Source organism: Ewingella sp. CoE-038-23, from assembly GCF_040419245.1.
Classification (GTDB): Bacteria; Pseudomonadota; Gammaproteobacteria; order Enterobacterales; family Enterobacteriaceae; genus Ewingella; species Ewingella allii.
In genome coordinates, this window is the sequence record NZ_JAZHOH010000001.1 from 3,065,758 (window position 1) to 3,083,592 (window position 17,835).

At 53.3% G+C, this 17,835-nt stretch carries 11 protein-coding genes and 1 pseudogene; 3 read left to right on the forward strand and 9 right to left on the reverse strand.

The genetic code is table 11. The features are described from left to right. Complete coding sequence (pbpC, locus tag V2154_RS14410; RefSeq protein ID WP_353502831.1) at positions 1 to 2,361, forward strand: penicillin-binding protein 1C; 2,361 nt, start codon at positions 1 to 3, stop codon at positions 2,359 to 2,361. A 96-nt stretch (positions 2,362 to 2,457) separates the two neighbouring features. Here pbpC and V2154_RS14415 read toward each other — a convergent pair whose 3' ends face one another. From V2154_RS14415 to V2154_RS14425, 3 genes are all read right to left on the reverse strand, one after another. After that, positions 2,458 to 3,246 carry a hypothetical protein gene (locus tag V2154_RS14415; RefSeq protein ID WP_353502832.1) on the reverse strand — a complete coding sequence of 263 codons (789 nt, stop codon included), beginning with the start codon at positions 3,244 to 3,246 and terminating at the stop codon, positions 2,458 to 2,460. A 122-nt stretch (positions 3,247 to 3,368) separates the two neighbouring features. Beyond that, on the reverse strand, positions 3,369 to 3,905 hold the full coding sequence (locus V2154_RS14420) for a hypothetical protein (RefSeq protein WP_353502833.1): 537 nt from the start codon (positions 3,903 to 3,905) through the stop codon (positions 3,369 to 3,371). 116 nt (positions 3,906 to 4,021) lie between these two features. Continuing rightward, a complete protein-coding gene (locus V2154_RS14425) occupies positions 4,022 to 4,576 on the reverse strand; it encodes an Ail/Lom family outer membrane beta-barrel protein (protein ID WP_353502834.1) in 555 nt (184 codons plus the stop codon). A 382-nt stretch (positions 4,577 to 4,958) separates the two neighbouring features. On the opposite strand from V2154_RS14425, the pseudogene V2154_RS14430 reads away from it, so the two are divergent. Beyond that, positions 4,959 to 5,090 (forward strand): annotated as a pseudogene (locus tag V2154_RS14430) (SymE family type I addiction module toxin); the annotation flags it as partial. 13 nt (positions 5,091 to 5,103) lie between these two features. Beyond that, the gene (locus V2154_RS14435) at positions 5,104 to 5,256 is read left to right on the forward strand and encodes a hypothetical protein (protein ID WP_353502835.1); all 153 of its coding nucleotides are present in this window, start codon (positions 5,104 to 5,106) and stop codon (positions 5,254 to 5,256) included. Positions 5,257 to 5,484: 228 nt separating this feature from the next. On the opposite strand, the gene V2154_RS14440 is transcribed toward V2154_RS14435, so the two are convergent. The 6 genes from V2154_RS14440 to V2154_RS14465 form a co-directional block, all read right to left on the reverse strand. After that, positions 5,485 to 5,682 carry a hypothetical protein gene (locus V2154_RS14440; protein ID WP_261442157.1) on the reverse strand — a complete coding sequence of 66 codons (198 nt, stop codon included), beginning with the start codon at positions 5,680 to 5,682 and terminating at the stop codon, positions 5,485 to 5,487. 9 nt (positions 5,683 to 5,691) lie between these two features. After that, positions 5,692 to 14,184 carry a hemagglutinin repeat-containing protein gene (locus tag V2154_RS14445; RefSeq protein ID WP_353502836.1) on the reverse strand — a complete coding sequence of 2,831 codons (8,493 nt, stop codon included), beginning with the start codon at positions 14,182 to 14,184 and terminating at the stop codon, positions 5,692 to 5,694. A gap of 17 nt (positions 14,185 to 14,201) precedes the next feature. Next, positions 14,202 to 15,830 carry a ShlB/FhaC/HecB family hemolysin secretion/activation protein gene (locus V2154_RS14450; protein WP_353504001.1) on the reverse strand — a complete coding sequence of 543 codons (1,629 nt, stop codon included), beginning with the start codon at positions 15,828 to 15,830 and terminating at the stop codon, positions 14,202 to 14,204. Positions 15,831 to 16,360: 530 nt separating this feature from the next. Next, complete coding sequence (gene csgC / locus V2154_RS14455; RefSeq protein ID WP_353502837.1) at positions 16,361 to 16,690, reverse strand: curli assembly chaperone CsgC; 330 nt, start codon at positions 16,688 to 16,690, stop codon at positions 16,361 to 16,363. A gap of 81 nt (positions 16,691 to 16,771) precedes the next feature. After that, positions 16,772 to 17,209, reverse strand: coding sequence for a curlin (locus tag V2154_RS14460; RefSeq protein WP_353502838.1), 438 nt, complete (start codon positions 17,207 to 17,209; stop codon positions 16,772 to 16,774). Between the two features lie 51 nt (positions 17,210 to 17,260). Beyond that, on the reverse strand, positions 17,261 to 17,788 hold the full coding sequence (locus V2154_RS14465; RefSeq protein ID WP_353502839.1) for a curlin: 528 nt from the start codon (positions 17,786 to 17,788) through the stop codon (positions 17,261 to 17,263). Positions 17,789 to 17,835 lie beyond the last annotated feature (47 nt).

The following is a 17,835-nucleotide window of genomic DNA, read 5'->3' on the forward strand; positions in this document are numbered from 1 at the left end:
ATGACTCAGACTTTTAGCCTAAAACGTCTCCTACAAAACGGCCTTATGGCCGTTTTTTTGCTGGCTATCTTCTTCATCGGCTTTCGCATATGGCCTCACCCGCCGCTGTCGCACGGCTTGCCTTTTTCCAGCACTTACTACGACCGCAACGGCACCCTGCTGCGTATCACGCTCGCCAATGACGAGCGATATCGCACTTGGACGCCGCTGGAGCAGATTTCCCCGCGCGTGATTCAGGGCATTCAATTGCATGAAGACCGTTGGTTCTACTTTCATCCCGGCTTCAACCCTGCCAGCCTGCTGCGCGGCTTCTGGCGTAGTTATATTCTTGGCGGCAAGCAGCAAGGCGGCTCGACGCTGACCATGCAGTTGGCGCGCATGCGCTGGCATCTCAACACCCGCACGCCGTCCGGCAAGCTTTGGCAAATTGTCCGCGCGGTTCAGCTCGAACTGAGTTATTCCAAGCACGATATCCTCGAGGCTTATCTCAACTACGCGCCTTATGGACGGAACATTGAGAGTATTGGCGCGGCCAGCCTGATTTACTTCAACAAGCCGGCGGCCGATCTTAACCTGCCGGAAGCCCTGACGCTGGCGGTTTTGCCGCAGTCGCCGAGTTATCGCATTGATACCAAAACCGGCGTGCTCGGCGAGGCGCTGAATCAGGCGCGCAATCGCCTGTTTGCCCGCTGGCAGCGGCGTTATGACACTGACAGCAGCCAGAGCGCGCTGTTTCAACTGCCGCTGAGCCTGCGCCAGCCGGAGCAGATGCCTTATATCGCGCCGCACTTCATCGAGCAGATTCGCCAAGAGCATCCGCCACTGCAAGGCACCCAAAGCCGGGTTGATACCGAGCTGGACGCCGGGCTGCAAAAGCTGGTCGAGCGGCAGGTGGACGCCTTCATCACCCGCAACGCCAGCCGTGGGATCCACAACGCCGCCGCGCTGCTGGTCGATACGCGCGATATGGGCGTGCGGGCGCTGGTTGGCTCCGCCGACTACTACAATCGGGATATTCAGGGGCAGGTTAACGGCACCAATGCCAAACGCTCGCCCGGCTCGACACTCAAACCCTTTATCTACGCGCTGGGGCTGGAGCAGGGCGTGCTGCACCCGATGACCATTCTCAAAGACGTGCCCTCCTCCTTCGGTGCTTATGCGCCGGAGAACTTCGACCGACGCTTTCTCGGTCCGGTTACCGCCACCGATGCCTTAAACTTCAGCCGCAATATTCCGGCGGTGTACATCGCCTCCCAGCTCAAAAACCCGACGCTGTATCAGTTTCTGCGGCTGTCCGGCGTCGCTAATATGGCGAGTGAAAGCCACTATGGTTTGTCGTTGGTGCTCGGCGGCGGCGAAGTCACGGTGCAAGAGCTGGCGCGGCTTTACGCGCTGCTGGCTAACCGTGGGGAACTCAAACCGCTGCGGCTGCAAAAGCAGGACGCCTCCCCTGCCCCGATTCGCCTGCTGAGCAATGAAGCCAGTTTTATTACGCTGGATATGCTGCGCCAGCACCGCAGGCCGGGCGACACGCTGGCGCAAAGGCCGACCTCTCTGCCGGTATATTGGAAAACCGGCACCTCATGGGGATTTCGCGATGCGTGGACGGCGGGGATTTTCGGCCCCTACGTGCTGGTGGTCTGGGAAGGGAATTTCGACAGTAAAGGCAACGGCGCTTTCATTGGTGCAGATGCCGCCGCCCCCCTTTTCTTCAATATTATCGACAGCGTTCAAGCCAACTACCCGACCCTACGCGAGCCAAAACATCCGTGGCCGAAACAGCTAAAACGGGTGGATATCTGCCTCGCCAGCGGCGATCTGCCGACCCCTTGGTGCCAGCAGCAGCAGGGTAAAACTTGGTTTATTCCGGGCAAATCGCCAATTAAGGTCGATACCATTTACCGCCCGGTAGTGCTGGATATTCAGACCGGCGAAGTCGCCTGCCCGCCTTATGACCCGCAGCAGACGCGCACCGAAGTGTTTGAGTTCTGGCCGTCGGACTTAGCGAACGTTTTCGCACAGGCCGGTTTACCCAAACGCACGCCGCCGAACAACAGCCGCTGCAAGAGTGACACCAATACGGTCAGCGGCTCGCCGCCGCGCATCACTTCTCCACTGCGTAACACCACCTACACCCTGCGCCAGTCGCAGCAAGGCCGCGATGCGATTGTCTTCAACGCCACCACGGACGCGGATAGCAAAACGATATATTGGTTTGTGGATGATATTTATCTCGGCAGCAGCGCCAGCAAAACCGCGCTGCAGTGGCGACCGGAAAATAACGGTCAATATCGCATCCGGGCCGTCGACGATCACGGGCGCGGCGATTCAAGGCTGATAAAAATTGAGATTGTGAATTAGTTGGCGAGGAAATCGTCGGGGTTTATTCCTCCCCTTTCGGGGAGGTTTGACTGAAATCTTTTTCCGAGAGAAGTGCAGGCTGTTTACATTCTCCGGCTATTCAGTCGGACAGTCCGTTTTGTCATAAGATAAGGTCTTCTCACTCAAACCTTGGTTATAAACATAGTCAACCGTCAGACCATATTGTTGTACCATCGGCGTAGCGCAAAAGCCTTTAATAAAAATGGCTCTGTTATTTTTATCCAGCACTGAAAAATCCACCTCATTGAAATCTATATTTTCGATGCCGTGGGTATAAATAAGCTTCTTATTATTAATCTCAACACTTTTTAAAACCGTGTAATAATCCATTCTGACTGGCAGTGATAATTTAGAGATTTCAGCCTGACTCTGCGCCTCAAACGTCGCCCAAGCCTGATCGGCACTTTTGGTTAATAAGGCCCCCATTCCAAACATCACCCCAAGAGAGACTAAAACACAAACTACGGTAGCAAGAGTCATGTGTTTGCTGACAATGTTTTTAGACTTTATGTTCTGATGATGGAAGAAAGTCCCCACCACCCCGCCACAAAACATAAGAATAAACATCGTCACAATAATTGTGCTACCCGTGTTATTGGCCGATATATTTAAGGCTTTCACGAAAAGGAAAAGTAGGAGCATAGCCACCGCGCAAATACGGCTTCTACGATAAATCCCATAAGCCAAAGCAACAGCAGCAAGGGTGTAACCAATACTATAAATATTGGCTAACAACCCATGCCCTAGCCCCGACCAAAAGTAAAGCGTAAATCCCAGGTTAATAGCCGCCGACAGTATCGCCGCCCCCCAAGCATTTTTAACGAAACGATTAATGTCCTTTTCAACCTTTGCTATATCAGTCATTGTTTAGGCCTGTGATTTTTCGTGCAAGAACCTGTGAGCGCCCCATTACCAGTTACCCCATTATGCGGCGTTAACCCTGAATAAAGCACTTCACATCCTATCTATTTCCATGGTCATTTATTTTAACCTATAGTTTTAGAGCCAAACAATCCTGGGCAAACATTTTTTATATTCCAGCTATTAATTTGGCTAGGCTCAACCTTTGTTTTATAAAAATCTTCCGGGGTGACATTATTAATATTTTTAGTAGCCGATAGCTCAATCACATACCCAGAATAAATCCCATATATTTTGTTTGATTTTGGAATAAAAGTCCTATAATGGAAATAACCTGGACTCTGAACACCAATGATATAGTATTGGTCTGCTTTTATTTTGTACTGGTAAATATCCTTCCCCGTACCTTTTAAAGCAAGGTTGCGAGTGAGTAGTCGGCGTTGTTTCTGGTCAAAGCACCCCTCTTTAGTTAATTCATAGGTATAAATTGATTGATTATAGCTATCATCCATAACAAACAATATCGCAGAATCATCCCCTTGATAACTTGAATATTTTGGATAAAGTGAATTATAACCAGTGCAAGCTGATAGCACTGAGACTAGAAAAGCACATCCCATTAATTTCAAAAAACCATCCATAGCATTCTTACTGATAAACATTACAACCTCATACATTAAATTATTATTTTTTAAGGATAATATCAATTGTTATTGCAGCAAATAGAATATATAAGGAGCAATATTAAGCTACTCCTTTTAATATTCAACATTATTGATTAAAAACGGTAGCCAATACCTACGTTAAACCCATTGTTCTTAGCATCTACGATTTTACTGCCTTCATAACCCACATCAATTGCGATACTTTCTGTTGGGTTAATTTGGACACCGGCACCATATGCGAAAGCAGTTTTGCTATTATTGGAATTTTCCGTGTAAGTATGGTCAATGTGGTGGTAATTCTGGCTTAAGTCAATTTTGTTTTTAGAAACACCACCCAACGCATAAAACGATACATATTCATTAATGCGATAAGCCGGTCCAACAAGCAGAGAGTAGTATTTTACTTTTATATGATCATCATAGTTAGTATATTCATTATATTCACTATCAAATAAATTACCGCTCGTTGACATATAAGTAAATGAACCGAGAATACTTACCCGCGAGTCCCATTCATAACGATATTTAGCATTCACACCGCGAATATTCTTAAAGTCTTGCACCTTACTTTGTGCATAGCCCATACTGATGGTTTGTGAATCGGCCTTTGCGACGCTTGACACGCCGACAGAGGCTAAAACTACCAGAGATAAAATGCCATACTTCATGTGTTATCCTTAACTAAAAATATTATAAAAAAGTAATGATTCATACCCGACATGGATTAGCAACATAGATTGGTAGTTAGTCGGAATTATAAATAAAATTGCATAATTGGATATACAATCGGTGTGAATAGTACCGGATGGACTTTTTAATTAAAACACCGATTCAACTAATTAAGGCCAATTATAAGAAATAATTTAAGCATGGATAGAATTATCCTAGCCGCAAACGAACGGCTTATTATCAATTTTATATATGAATGCCATCAATTTGTGCGGTTAGCTGGATAACATGGGTATCTGCTAAGCTTGGCTTGTGGATGTTGCGCCGCGGTTGCTGCCTGAATAGCTCGCTGTACTTTCCCTACGGTACCAAAATGAGGGCAGACCGAACCCCAGCCCGCAGCTGACGATTAAAGGGAAGCGGCTGGAACAGCTGGAATTTAGTACCGGCCAGCCGGTGAGTATTACGGCTGAGAATAGCTGTTTGATTATCCGCACCGCAACGAACCAGTAAGGGAGTGCCACGGATGGAACTGACATTCAGCAAAGAGCCTTTCCCGGCGCTGACCTTAACCGGCAGCACTTTAGCCCGCCACGGTTTTACCCCGGGTACAAGGATAGCCGTCCAGCACCAACACTCAGCTTTATTTATCTCGGTGGCTTACAACAACGCTTTATAGGAGGCCGTCTTCGAAGCCAGCGAGCATAACCCCAACCTGAGCGCCGACTGGGGGCGGGATGATGGACAGCTGGTGATTGGCGGCGACTGACTGACGGCGATGGGGATCACCGAAGCACAGCATGTGGATGTCGTTACCGCGCCCAACATCATCATTATCCGGCGACGGATGGAGGGGATTTTAAGGGCTTAAAACGATAACCCCGGCCAAAAGGCCGGGGTTTGTGTACTAATTCCATTCCACATTAAAATCAGCTAACTGATTATCTAGGAACTGTCTTTTCTCGAACCAATAATCAAAAATCTCAGTCTCCTTACTACTTAAAATCAGGTAGAACCCTCCTGTTTCACCCTCTGTATCATCAACGATTTGGATTTCCCATCCAGCATATTCGCCATCATTAACGATGCCTTTCTTTAAAAGCATTTTGCTTCCTCAGTCTTTATAAGGAACATGGTTGTTCGAAATATACTTGCCTGTTGTAGGATTTTTTACACCAAAATGTACGTGTGGTACACCCGGCGCATGGGCACCACCAATTGAACCTGAGTCAATCCTAAATTCTTTTGTCCCATCAGTACTATGGTAAACACCAGATCCTGGTTTTCCGATCTCTTTATATCCCGTTCCTAAGAATTTTAAACCAGCAGCTAACGCTTCATCTGAACTTAAAGTGGTTGAACTAGTAAAGTTTTTCTTACCAGATAAGGTCTCGTTAATGACAGTATCTATCTTGCTGTTTGAATTCTCTGAAAGATAAACTACATCTTTCTTCGTGAGAGGATCGGCTCCCGGATTTACTAAGATATTCTCACCAGTATCAGGTTTTCCTTCCGTATTACCGGTATTAGTCGCTCCCTGTCCTGAAGCCTGATTATTGCCAGTATTGGTTGGCGTATCATTTGGATCTAACTGCTGATTTCCACCCGTGTTCGTCGGAGATTGCTCTGCGATCTGATCACCACCGGTATTACCCGGTGCTTTAGGCTGATTTTGCGCCGCAACTACCGCCATCAAAAGACAGCTTGGATTGGCTAAACACGCCGCATCCAGCCCTTCTTTCACTTTCTTCGTCAACGCCAGCGCGGCCGCGTCATTTGCATTGCCTTTACCGCTTTCGGCTATCGCCGCTGCGTTCAGCGTTTCCTGCGCCATCATTTGCGAGATGAAGCCAGCACCAACCATATTATTACTGATTTCGTTCTGTCCCGCCTGCGCTCCTGCCATGGCATTGGCTAAACTTTCGCCGGTCAGACCGCCTGCCAGTCCTGCCGCTGCGGTTCCCAAAGCAACCAAAGTCTGTTTTTGTTCTTCGCTCAGTTGGCTGACCGGTATATCGCCATACAGCGCATTTTTTATCGCTTCACCCATTAAGGCTGTCGTCGCAGCGCCTGCCGCACCCGCTGCGGCTGAGTTGCCCTGTACCGCTGCCAGCGCTCCGGCAACGACGGCATGGGCCATTACACGGCTGGATTCATCCGGCGCAACCTGTTTAATCACCTCCGCCAGATACGGCGCACTCCCGCCCGCAATGGCCTTCGCCATATCACCACCCGCCAGCCCCTGGATTGCCGCCGTGGCCGCCTGTAATCCTTGCTGAATAGCGCTGCCCGTCCCGTATTTCGCCATTTCGGCTTTGTAGACGTCGGTCTTGCGCAGCTCTTCAGCGCTTTTTTCGGGGTATTTCTTTTTCGCCTCGCTCAGCCCGTTCAGGTCACCCTGAGTCCGCGCGATATCACTAACCTGACTCCCTATCTCCCCAATCTTGTGCGCTTCCTGCAGGCGGCGCTGCTCTTTCTCTTTGTCGAAGATTGGCGAGAGGGTCTGGTTGGCGTGCTCGACGTCGCGGCTCAGGTCGGCGACGTTTTGCGTCTGTTTGTCCTTATCGCGGATGACAATGCTGCCATCGCTGACTGCCGATTGGGTGGTCGAGCTGTCGCTGCCTTTACCATTCACCCCCACCAGCAGGCTGTTCGCCATGTTGCCGACGAACTGGCCGCCGGTGTTGCCGCCGGTGCTCATCCCCACGCTCTGGTGCTCGACCTCATACTCCGCGCGGTTTTCAATGTCGCCAAAGCCCAGCGTGCCCGTATCGAGCCGGTTTTTGCCGGCATCGGCGGTGGAGCCAATGACCGAGCCGTTGAGCTGGGTATGCTCGCCGACGGTGATGTCGAAGCCGCCCTTGCCTGCGAAGATGCCGGTCTGCTCTTTCACCGAGTCGTAGGTGCTGTGCATTTTGTCGCGGCTGAGGTTGGCCGAGGCGCTGAACGAGCCCAGCCCGCCGCTAACGCCGCCGCTGACGTTCTGCTGCTTAGAGTCGTAGTTATCGCTGTCCTGCTCGCTGGTCAGCGTCAGGTTGCGGCCGACGTCCATCGTGACTTTGTCGCCGGTGAGCTGCGCGCCGGTCAGCGTGGTGTCGCGGCCGCTGACGATGTTCAGATTGTTACCGGCATTGAGGGTGGTCTCGGTGTGGGTCACGCCGTTGCCGCTCTCCGAGCCTTTGCCCTTATTGGCGCTGGCGTTCACCGTAAAGCCGCTGTTACTGCCGCCGAAGTTTAAGCCGACGCCCACCGAGCCGCCGTGGCTCTCATTTTTACCGTCCAGCACCGAGGTGTTGGTGGCCGAAACCAGGTTCACGTCGCGGTTGGCCATCAGGCCCATATCTTTGCCCGCCTGCAGCTGGCCGCCCTGCACGTTAATGTCGGTATCCGTGGCGCGGATGTTGAGGTTGTTCCCCGCCGTCAGGGTGCTGCCCTGACTCTGACTGTTGGTCTGGGTCTGCTCCGACTTGGACGACTGGCTGCCATAGGAGAGGTTGACGCCAAACAGGCTCTGCTGGTCCTGGCCCTGCGCCTCGCCGAGCTGCGAGGCCTGATACGCCTGCACGCCACCGAGGGCTGACTTGATGCCATCCAACGCGGCCAGACGCCCGCTGCTGGCGGTGCTGGCATCGTTGGCGCTGGACACCGCGCTGTTGATGGCGCTGCCTACCGCGCCGGACAGTGCTAGCGTCAGCCCGCTCTGTTTTTGCTCAACGGTGTGGGTCTGCACGCTCTGGTTATCCGCCGCCAGAATGTTGACCTCTTTGCCCGTCAGATTGAGGTCTTTGCCCCCCAAGACATCCGAGCCTTTTACCGTCAGGCCGTTGCCCGCGCTGAGGTTGACGTTGCCATGCGTACTGCCGACGGTGCTGCCCGCGCTGGTCTGGGTTCTGCCGTCATCGGTAATTTTGGTGCTCTGCTTGCCATAGCTCACCCCAACGCCGCCCGTGCCGGCCAGGCCGGTTTTCTTCTCTTCGCGCAGGTGCGTTTCCTGACGCGACTGGTCGGCGGCGGTGATGTTGAGGTCGTTGCCCGCCAGCAGGTTCACGTCGCGAGTACCCGCCAGTTTGCTGCCCTGCACCAGCAGGTTATTCCCCGCCTGCAGGGTGACGCTGTCGCCACTGATGTTGCTGCCCAGCGCACTCTGGTTACGCACTTCGTCGTGCGTCTCCAGCGACATGCTGGAAAGCATGCCTTTGCTGCTCTGCTTGCTGTGCTCGGTCAGATGATAGGAGTCATTACCGGCGGTCAGGTTGATGTCGTTACCCGCCACCGCCGTGATGCTGTCTTTGGCGGTCACCGACGCGGCTTTGGCATTCAGGTCATGCCCCGCGCTCAGGCCAAGGCTACCGCCGACGTTGATCTGCGTACCCACGTCTTGGTTCTGAGTCAGGTGACGATAGTTATCTTTGCCCCAGTCGCTGTTCTCAGTATGCGTCGTATTGAGAGTCGCAAGGTTGAGGTCATTGCCCGCAATGATGTTGGTCTGACTGTCCGCGCCGGTGTTGCTGATTTGCGCCGCCGTCAGGTTGATATTATTCAAGGCCTGCAGGCCAAGTTTACCTCCGTCGTTCTGCACATAGATACCCGCCGCGCGGTCGAGATATCGATTCGCGTCGTTGCCCGCGAGGGTGCTGCTGACATTAATGTCGCGCCCGGCAATCGCCACCAGACGGTCGCCACCTTGCAGGGTGCCGCCGAGGTTGTTGATGTCGGTGCGAGCATTGAGATTGACCTGATTCCCGCCGATAAAACCACCGTTGTTGAGCGTATCGGCATTAATCTGCGTCACTTCCCGGCCAAGAATTTTGCCGCTGTTGGTTAAGTCATTCTGGCTATTTAGCACTAGATTGTTGCCTGAGAGCAGCGCCCCGCTGCCATCAAGATCGCCTTTTTTCACTCGCGCATAAACCTGCGGTACCAGCACGCTTTGCACGGAGCCGTTCGGCAGCGTCACATCCTGCTTGACCAGCCACACCATATCGCTGGTCAGTAAGGCCATCTGTGCCGGAGTGAGCGCCACGCCTAGCGTCAGGTTGTACTGCTTCCCAAAAGCGATACCCGCGTCCATCAAGGCTTTGTACTGATCCGTATCGTTGTTGTATCCCGCCAGATAACGCTGGCCGGTAAGGTCGGCAATTTGCTGGCGGATCAGCCGCTGCTCGTAGAAGCCGTCACCCAAACGCTTCAACATATGATCGGGATCTTGGCCAAGGGCATTCTGCATATAGTCACTGGCGAGCCACTGCTTCTGGTTAGTGAAGCGCGGGTCAGTCTCGATCAGGTAATGGCTGGTCACGTCGCCGTGCAGCTGGAACAGGCTGTTGTCCGGCAGCGTGAGGTTCGGGCTGGTGATGCGCACCACCGTGTCCAGATTATTCTTCGGCTGGATCTCAAATATCTGCCCGGCGGGAGGGTTGATGGGCTGAAGCGTCGACCCATTTTGCACCGCGCCCGCGCTGCCCGCCTGCTGATTAAGCGTCGATGTATCCCGCCCGGCAATGGTGGTGCCGCTGCCCGTTATCTGGGTATGCTCGGCATAGACCATTGCTTTTAAATCAACAGCTTGAATGATGACATCAGGGCTGTAGTTATTGCTGTCCTTGCCTTGTGAGGTCTTGGTGCCACCAAAACGGCGTTTGGTTTTTTTCGCGTACCAGCGGGTCTGGGTTCCGACATCCGTAATGGTGCGCTCACCTGGCGTGCTGACGTTATTAGGAACGTCGATTTGTCCACCCAAGGTGCCACCAGCCATCACGCGGCTATTAATGTTATTAAGCTGGTTGCTGTAAATAGTCAGATCACCCCCGGCGATGATTTGCCCCGGATCGCTCTGTTTTACCTGTGTTTCCTTGATGGTGCGCTGGTACTGGTATTCATAAAACTCATTGCTGCGCGAGCCATCGGGCATGATCGCATCATGAACGCCGTACTTGTTTTTCCAAGATGTATCAACGTCACTCCAGTCATAGCGTTGAGTCGAACCTTTTAACACCGCCTCGTGATGTGGCGAATCCTCTGTCACCACCACTTCCGTTTCGAAGTGATCGTTGAGATTGTTTATTTCGCCGATGTTCAACACCATGTTGCCCACCGACTCCAGCGTCGAACTGTTGTTGTTGAACACTGACGCCTGACCGGTTGCCCGCCACTGGGCGTTTAGCTGCCCGCCCACGGCCACGTCGCCAGCGCTGAAAATCAGGCCATGGTCGCGGTTGTTGATGGTCTGCGCGCCGATATCCAGACGGTCGCGGGCGGCAATCGTCGCCGCGGTGCCGTTTTCCGCCAAATTATTGAGGGTGTCGGCCTGCAAGGCGATATGGTCGCCATAGATGCGCCCGCTGCCGATATTGTTCAGCGTCGCCGATTGAATATGGGTCAGGTTGCCGTCGATAAGCCCACGGTTAGTGACGTCGCCCGAGGTCAGAATATGATTCTGCGCGGCACTGATCTCCCCGGCTGCGCCATTGTTTACACTGGCGGCGTTGAGGTTGAGCGTGCCACCGGCTTTGATCAGCGCGCTGTTTTCCAGCCCCTGGCCGATATTGAAATTCAGGTCGCCGTTGGCAATCACGTCGCCTTGGTTGTTGAACCCCTGAGCCAGATTCAGCGTCATCGCCCCTTGCGACAGCAGGCTGCCGTCGCCGGTTACTGACGAGGCCGATAATTGCAGGTTTTTACCGGCAATCAGCGTGCCGCCGGTGTTGCTCAGCGCCAGCTCATTGCCAGCCAGCGTTAAGGTATCGGCGGAAGAGAGTAGGCCTTGGGCATTGTTTAGCGAGCCGGTATGGATATCCAGCAGGTCATTGGCGCGCAGCGCGCCTTGGGTGTTGTCGAGGGAGTCGCTGCTCAGGCGAACCGATTGGCCTTCAAGCCCGGTGTCCTGAGCTTTGGTATCACGGTTGGCGATCTGCGCGGCGTTTACGGTAGCCGTCGCGCCGCTGCGAATCAAACCGGCGGTATTATCCACCAGGCCGTTAAAGGCATTGATCAAGGCATTGCCCGCCGCCTGAAGTTTCCCGCCCCGGTTGTTCAGCCCGGCAATATCAAGTTGAGCATTTCTGCCTGCGGCAATATTACCCTGCGCGTTATTCAGCGCCTGCCCCTGCGTATTGATGCTGGCATCACCGCCGGTGCGGATCTGTCCGGCCTGATTAAGCAACGCGCCGGTCAATAAATTCAGGTTTTTACCGGCGCTCAGGACGCCGTTGGTGTTATCAACTGCCTGATTCCGGCTATTGAAACTTAAGTTATGGGCGGCCTGCACCAGCCCCTGCTGGTTAGTGAATTGCCCGGTCGTCAGGTTCAGTTCACCGTCGCTTGCCAGCGTGCCGTTGAGATTGTTGAAATCAGCGGAGGTCAGCCGTAAATCGCCCGTTGCTGCGATAAACCCTTGCTGGTTGTCGAGTGAACCGCTGTTGATCGACATCGGCCCACGGCTAACAATCCCGCGATTATCGCCACTATTGCGGTTACTTAAGGCTCCCCCCTGTAGCTCAAGAGCCATACCGCCGCCCGACTGCACCAGCCCACCGTCATTGTTTAGCCCGACGCTGGTCAACTGCATATCGCCAAGTGCTGCAATGTTCCCCTGCTGGTTACTCAGCGTGCCAGTGTTTAGGGTAAGCGTTTGCCCCGCGCCGAGCTGCCCTTGCTGGTTATTCAGGCTGGCGGCTTTCAGGTCGAGATTGCCATTGCCCGCAATTTGCCCAGCCTGATTATCCACGCCGTCAAATACCTTGAGCGTCATCGCGCCGCTGCCGGTCTGCAAGATTTTGCCTTCGCGGTTAGAGAGTCGATTAGCCGTCAGAGTGAATTGATCGGCAGAGGTGGTGCCGCCATCCAGCAGGACATCGCCGCCGTTAATGGTCAAATGACCGTTGGAGAGCATCTGGCCCTGCTCCCCTTGCAGACTGGCGCTTTCCAGTGACAGGTCGCCGTCGGCGGCGTGCAAGATTTTGCCGCCCTGATTGTTGATCTGCGAGGCTTTGATTTTGAGATCTTTGCCGTTGCTGGCAATGCTGCCGCCACGGTTGTTAAGGGAGCCTTGATGGGAGAGTTGCAGGGAATCACTGCCCAATTGCGTAATAGCGCCTTGCTGGTTAGAAAGGGAGCCCGCGCTGATATTTAGCTTATCACCGAGCAGCTTTCCGCCGTCGTTATTGAGCATTTTGCCACTGCGCGCGGTCAACTGCTGTTGCGCCGCAACCTGCGCGCTGCCGGTCTGCAGATCGTCCTGCCCGGCGTCCAGAGTGACGTTATTGCCGCTGGTCGAGCTATGGCGAACATCGACGCCCTGCCCGCGAGCCGTCAGATCGCCGGAGGCCAAGTTTTGCCCCTGAGCTCGTAACTGCCCCGAGGCATCGAGGGTGAGATTGCTACTTCCTGCCAGCTTACCGTCCTGGTTAACACCCGCCGCCAGCACGCTGCCCTGCTCGCTATTTAACGTCGCGCTTTTTGTTTGCAGATGGTTATTGGCGGTGATTGCGCCGCTATTGTGCAGGTCGCCCGTCGCAATCAGGTTGGCATCGGCGCCGGAACGCACCGCGCCGCTGTTTTCCATCGCGCCGTTAGCCGCAATAGTGACGCCCGCCTGGCCGCTCATCTGCCCGCTGTTTTCAATACGGCCATCGGCAGTGACCACCAGAGTGCCCGCCTGCGCGCCGATATTACCGGCGTTATGCACCCCGACGCCGTCTTCGGTGCCGAGCAGGCGAATTTTATTGGCGTACATGCCGCCGAGCTGGGCGACGTCTACCGCCATCATCGGCCGTGGTGAACCGTCCGCGGCTTTTTTATCGATTTGCTGATGATCAACATCCACCTTGTTGCGGCCTGCCGTCACCTTGAGATCTTTCGCCACTAAGTTGGCGTTAATTTTCACCGAGCGGGCGATGATGTCCGTGTAATCCTGACGGCTGCTGTCCATTCCCGCGCCCTGGATCACGATTTCGCCCCGTTCAACATCAAACCCGGTGAGCTGGCCATTGTTGAGCTGCGCCTGCCCGGTGGTCATGGTGGCGCGATTAGCATTGATGAAGCCGCAGCCGTTACAGGTGATCCCCGCCGGGTTGGCGATCACGACCTGTGCCTGATGGCCTGCGACTTCGACATAGCCGTTAAGCTGGCTCGGGTCGCGCGAGTTGACCTCATTGAGGATCACTTTCGCCTCGCCGCGCGCCAGCCAAGGGTTCCCCTGCACCATTCCGCCCTGCTGCGTCGCCACGTTATTTCGCGAGTTATTAAGGATCACCCCTTTTTGATCGACGTCGAACTGGCTGTAGGTGTTGCGGGAAACGCCCCCTTCGCTTGGAGTTTGAATATTGACCTGCGGGGTGCCGTTGGCGGTGCTGACGATATTCGGCTGCTGGTTACTCGGCGCCTGACTGTCGGCCACGATCCCCGCCTGAGCACTATTGACCAGCACCACCGATCCAAAGAGCGCCAGCATGGCGCAGGACAGGCTGCTCAAGCGACATTGGCGTATAGCCGTCTTGCTGCGGCGCACGCGGCGTCCACCCTCTCGGCCTGCCGAAGCAATTTCCGCCACCACCATTAACAGGCCACGGGCTTTATTAAAAATGATGCGATAGAGATGTTTGTTCATGGCAGAGTGTCCTTACCCTAATACGACCAGTTGAGGTTGAAGCCCAGCGAGACGGGATCCGTTGAGAAACCGTCAGGTTTGGAGAAAGGCACCGAGGCGAACAGGTCATAACCGACCCTGAAAGCTCGGCCACGCACCCCAACTGCGCCGCCCGCTAAGTGATTGCCCACCAAATATTGCGTGCCATTGCCGCCCACTTCGCCATAGTCCACCCCAAGATAAAGCTCCTGGGAAGGCAGCGGCGTCGCCCATGCCAGGTCGTTACGCACAAACCAGCCGCGATCGGCATTCAGGGTGAGTTCACCGTCGAAGCCGCGTACCGTCCAGCGGTTACCGATAGCAAATTGATCCTGAGGCGTCAGGTGAGTGTCGGTGTACTGGCGCTGATACTGCACGTTGTAGCGAAATTTCTGATTGGCGATGGCAAAAGGCACATCAAGCTGGGCGGAAACCTGGACGATTTTGCTTAGCGCCGTCGCGTAGCCGCCATACTCTTCCGGCGCAGGCGTAGCGCCAAACCATCGGGTACCGCGCTGATAGCTAATGCCCGTGTCAAGGGTGGCTTGCGAAATATAGTGACGATGTTGTAAGCCCAAGCGCCACGCCGCCGTTTGCCTGCGCTGCACTTCGATTTCAGTATCATTGACGTAGTTTCTGGACTCGCGCGCCAGCACGTCATAGGTCATCGTGGTCTTCTGGCTACCGTTGCGATGCAATATGCGGCTAACCTGAAAATCGAGATTTTTACTTTTACCGCGATACCGGTAATCGCCATTAAGCCCGGCGGTGGTCTGGTTGTATTCGTAACTGTTGGCCGTCAGGCCAAACATCCAGTAGCCGAAAGGCACTGAATAGTGCCCGGTGACGTTACCCGTGCTCTTGCCACTTTTGTGAGGCAGGCTGCTGGTACCGGAAATGTAAAACAGGTCGCTGAGTGAGAATGGGTTATCCAGCGATAAGGTCGCGGTGCCCTGATAGCGGCCGGTGCTGCGCGTGCCTGAGTCATCAAGGCCCGCAGCGACGCGCCACATTTTTTCCTGCTTCCAGCGCAGCGCAATATCACTTTCTCCTGGCTGCTCGCCGGGCACGATTTCCATGTCGGCCTGCACCGTCGGCAGGCGCTGCAGATTCTCTAAACCCTGCTCGATATCGCGTAAATCTAATAGCTGATCTTCATGGGCAGGAAATGCGCTGTAGAGCGTGACGTAATGGTCGCTGTCTGGCGTTAATTTCACCTGACGGGTCTTGCCGGGCACCACCACCAGCTGCAGCACGCCGCTTTTCAGATCCTGCGACGGAGCCAGCACTCGGGTAGTGATATACCCGTGATCCACTAACCTGTTCTGCAAAGTGCTCATCAACAGGTTGATGCCTTTCCCCCCTAAGCATTTGCCTACGGCTTGATTGCTGATGTGCTGTAGCGGCAGCCAATGCGGCAAGGCCTCGGTACCACTCAGCCGGACTTGGGAGAGGGTAAAACACGGGGTTTCCTGCGGAAAATTGATGCGGCCAAAACTGCTGGCAGGGGGAGAAAGGCGCACGTCCGGCGCATCAGGTGCCAGGCGCTGCTGCAATGCACGCTGCTGTTCCTGTTGGTGAATAAACTGCTGGTCCCCCGCCGCGCGTAAATTGCTCGGAGGCGCCATCGCCTGTTGGCTGGCCGCGTCTGTTAAAGGCTGATCGCGAAAAGGAGAAGGCCCGGTAATAGGTGCAGCATGGCTGTTGCTAATAAACAGGCTGAGAGAAATAACCAGTGACTGGCAGGCAGTATTAATAGCGGGGCGGCGCACGGAAATATCCTTATTATTATTAATCCAAAGGTCAAGCATCCTTAATCCATCGCATTATGCCAATGTAAATTTGGTTTACAATAAATTTCCTTTTCTTTACGAAGCGAAATAACCTACCTAAGTAAAATTAACAACTTATGGATTAGGATTATTCTTATAAAGCAGCCATTTGTGCTACAAACCCTTGCAGAACGGGCCATCTGGTCGGCAAAAGGCCAAAATCCAATTAGAAAAAAACAACTGTTTTCGTCACGAGTTCCTCATGGTAAATCGTCATTTATCCTTAGAGATATATAAGGTTAAATAATATTTTGCAGTGAAATCATTCGATGAATGTGTGAATGAAAAGAATTTCTGCTCTGGGCGCGCCTATTATTAGTCGGGGATTAACTATTATTTGGCACAATGATTTGCCTCTCCAGCCTTAAGCCTTGACCATCGGTTAACGTGACCGTCACCTGGGTCCAATCCCCTTTTTGCATCGCGATGCGCATCTGCCCGAGAGAGAGGGTTTTGTTCGCGGCGAGGTTGATACTGCCCTGCTGGCGGCTGGTGCTCTGCCCCTGCTCGGCGCGATGTGAGACGGCAATGGAAACCTGACAGGTGCAATTTTGGCTCAGGGTCGCCATGGGCCGGACAATATAGACATCGGCTTCAGTTTGGGTGTCGAACCACAGTTGGTTCGACATGACGGCGGCAATCAACAATAGCTGCATCGTTCCTCCTTATATAAAGCAAAACAGGGCATAGGCCCTGTTTTGCGACGAACAAACTGCATGACAATAACGTCAGGGGAATCAGTGCTGGCTAGCGTAAGCCTGATTGCCGGTACCGTACTGTTGGATATTCGCAAGACTGCCGTTGGCGTATTGATTCGACTGCGCGTAGTTACCCGTACCGTTTTGGCTGATTTGGGTAATGCTGCTGCTGGCGGCCTGCAACACGTTGGCGTTGTTCCAGTCACCGGCCTGGGAGACTTTTACCAGACTGTTGTTGCCCGTTTGGTTGCTGCCAACTTTGTTTTGTGAGCCGCGCTGGTCAATCGACGTCAGCGATTTAGAGACGCCGCTTTGGTTAGCCTGAGCACGGTTAGCCGTACCAGCCTGATAAATTTGAATTTCAGCGTTCCAGTTGGTGGTCTGGAATACTGGCAGAGAAGAGGTTGGAGGCGTTGTTGCCAATGCACTGCCACTGATCACTAACGCAGATACTGCCACAATTTTCAAAAGATTCATGATGCTACCCCATTGGTTAAAGTTGGATGATCTTCATTTGAGACAAAGTGATTAACGCTGTGTGACTCTGATCGCCATTCCTGACGAATTTTGTACGACACCGGCTGACCGGTCCGTACCACTTTGGCTAATTTGCGTCACGCTCCGGCTACCTCGCTGGAGAATAACGGCGGTATTGCCAAAATCTTTTTGTTCAATAGATGCAGAACTGCTATTTCCAAGCTGGGCAATCACGGCGGTATTTTCACTGCCGCTTTGCATAATATCGGCCGCGTTGCCATTCCCTCGCTGATTAACAATCGCATTATTATCATTGTTAAATTGCGTAATATTCGCCCTATTGCTGTTCCCATTTTGTTGGGTAATAGCCGTATTGCCATTGCCTTTTTGCAAAATAAAAGCGGCATTGCCCGAGGATGAATAGCCCCCCACTACGGCGTTATCAAACGAATTACTGTAATAGTAAATATCACTGGTGTTGGCGCTAAAGCCCAATTCACTGTGGGCGAGATCGTTCGGTTGCGCCATGATAATAAGAGGTAATGAAAGCAGCGCAACGGTAAAAATCATTTTTTTCATATTTCAGCCCTGATTGACTTTCTTCTGCATTATGAAAATGACAATCG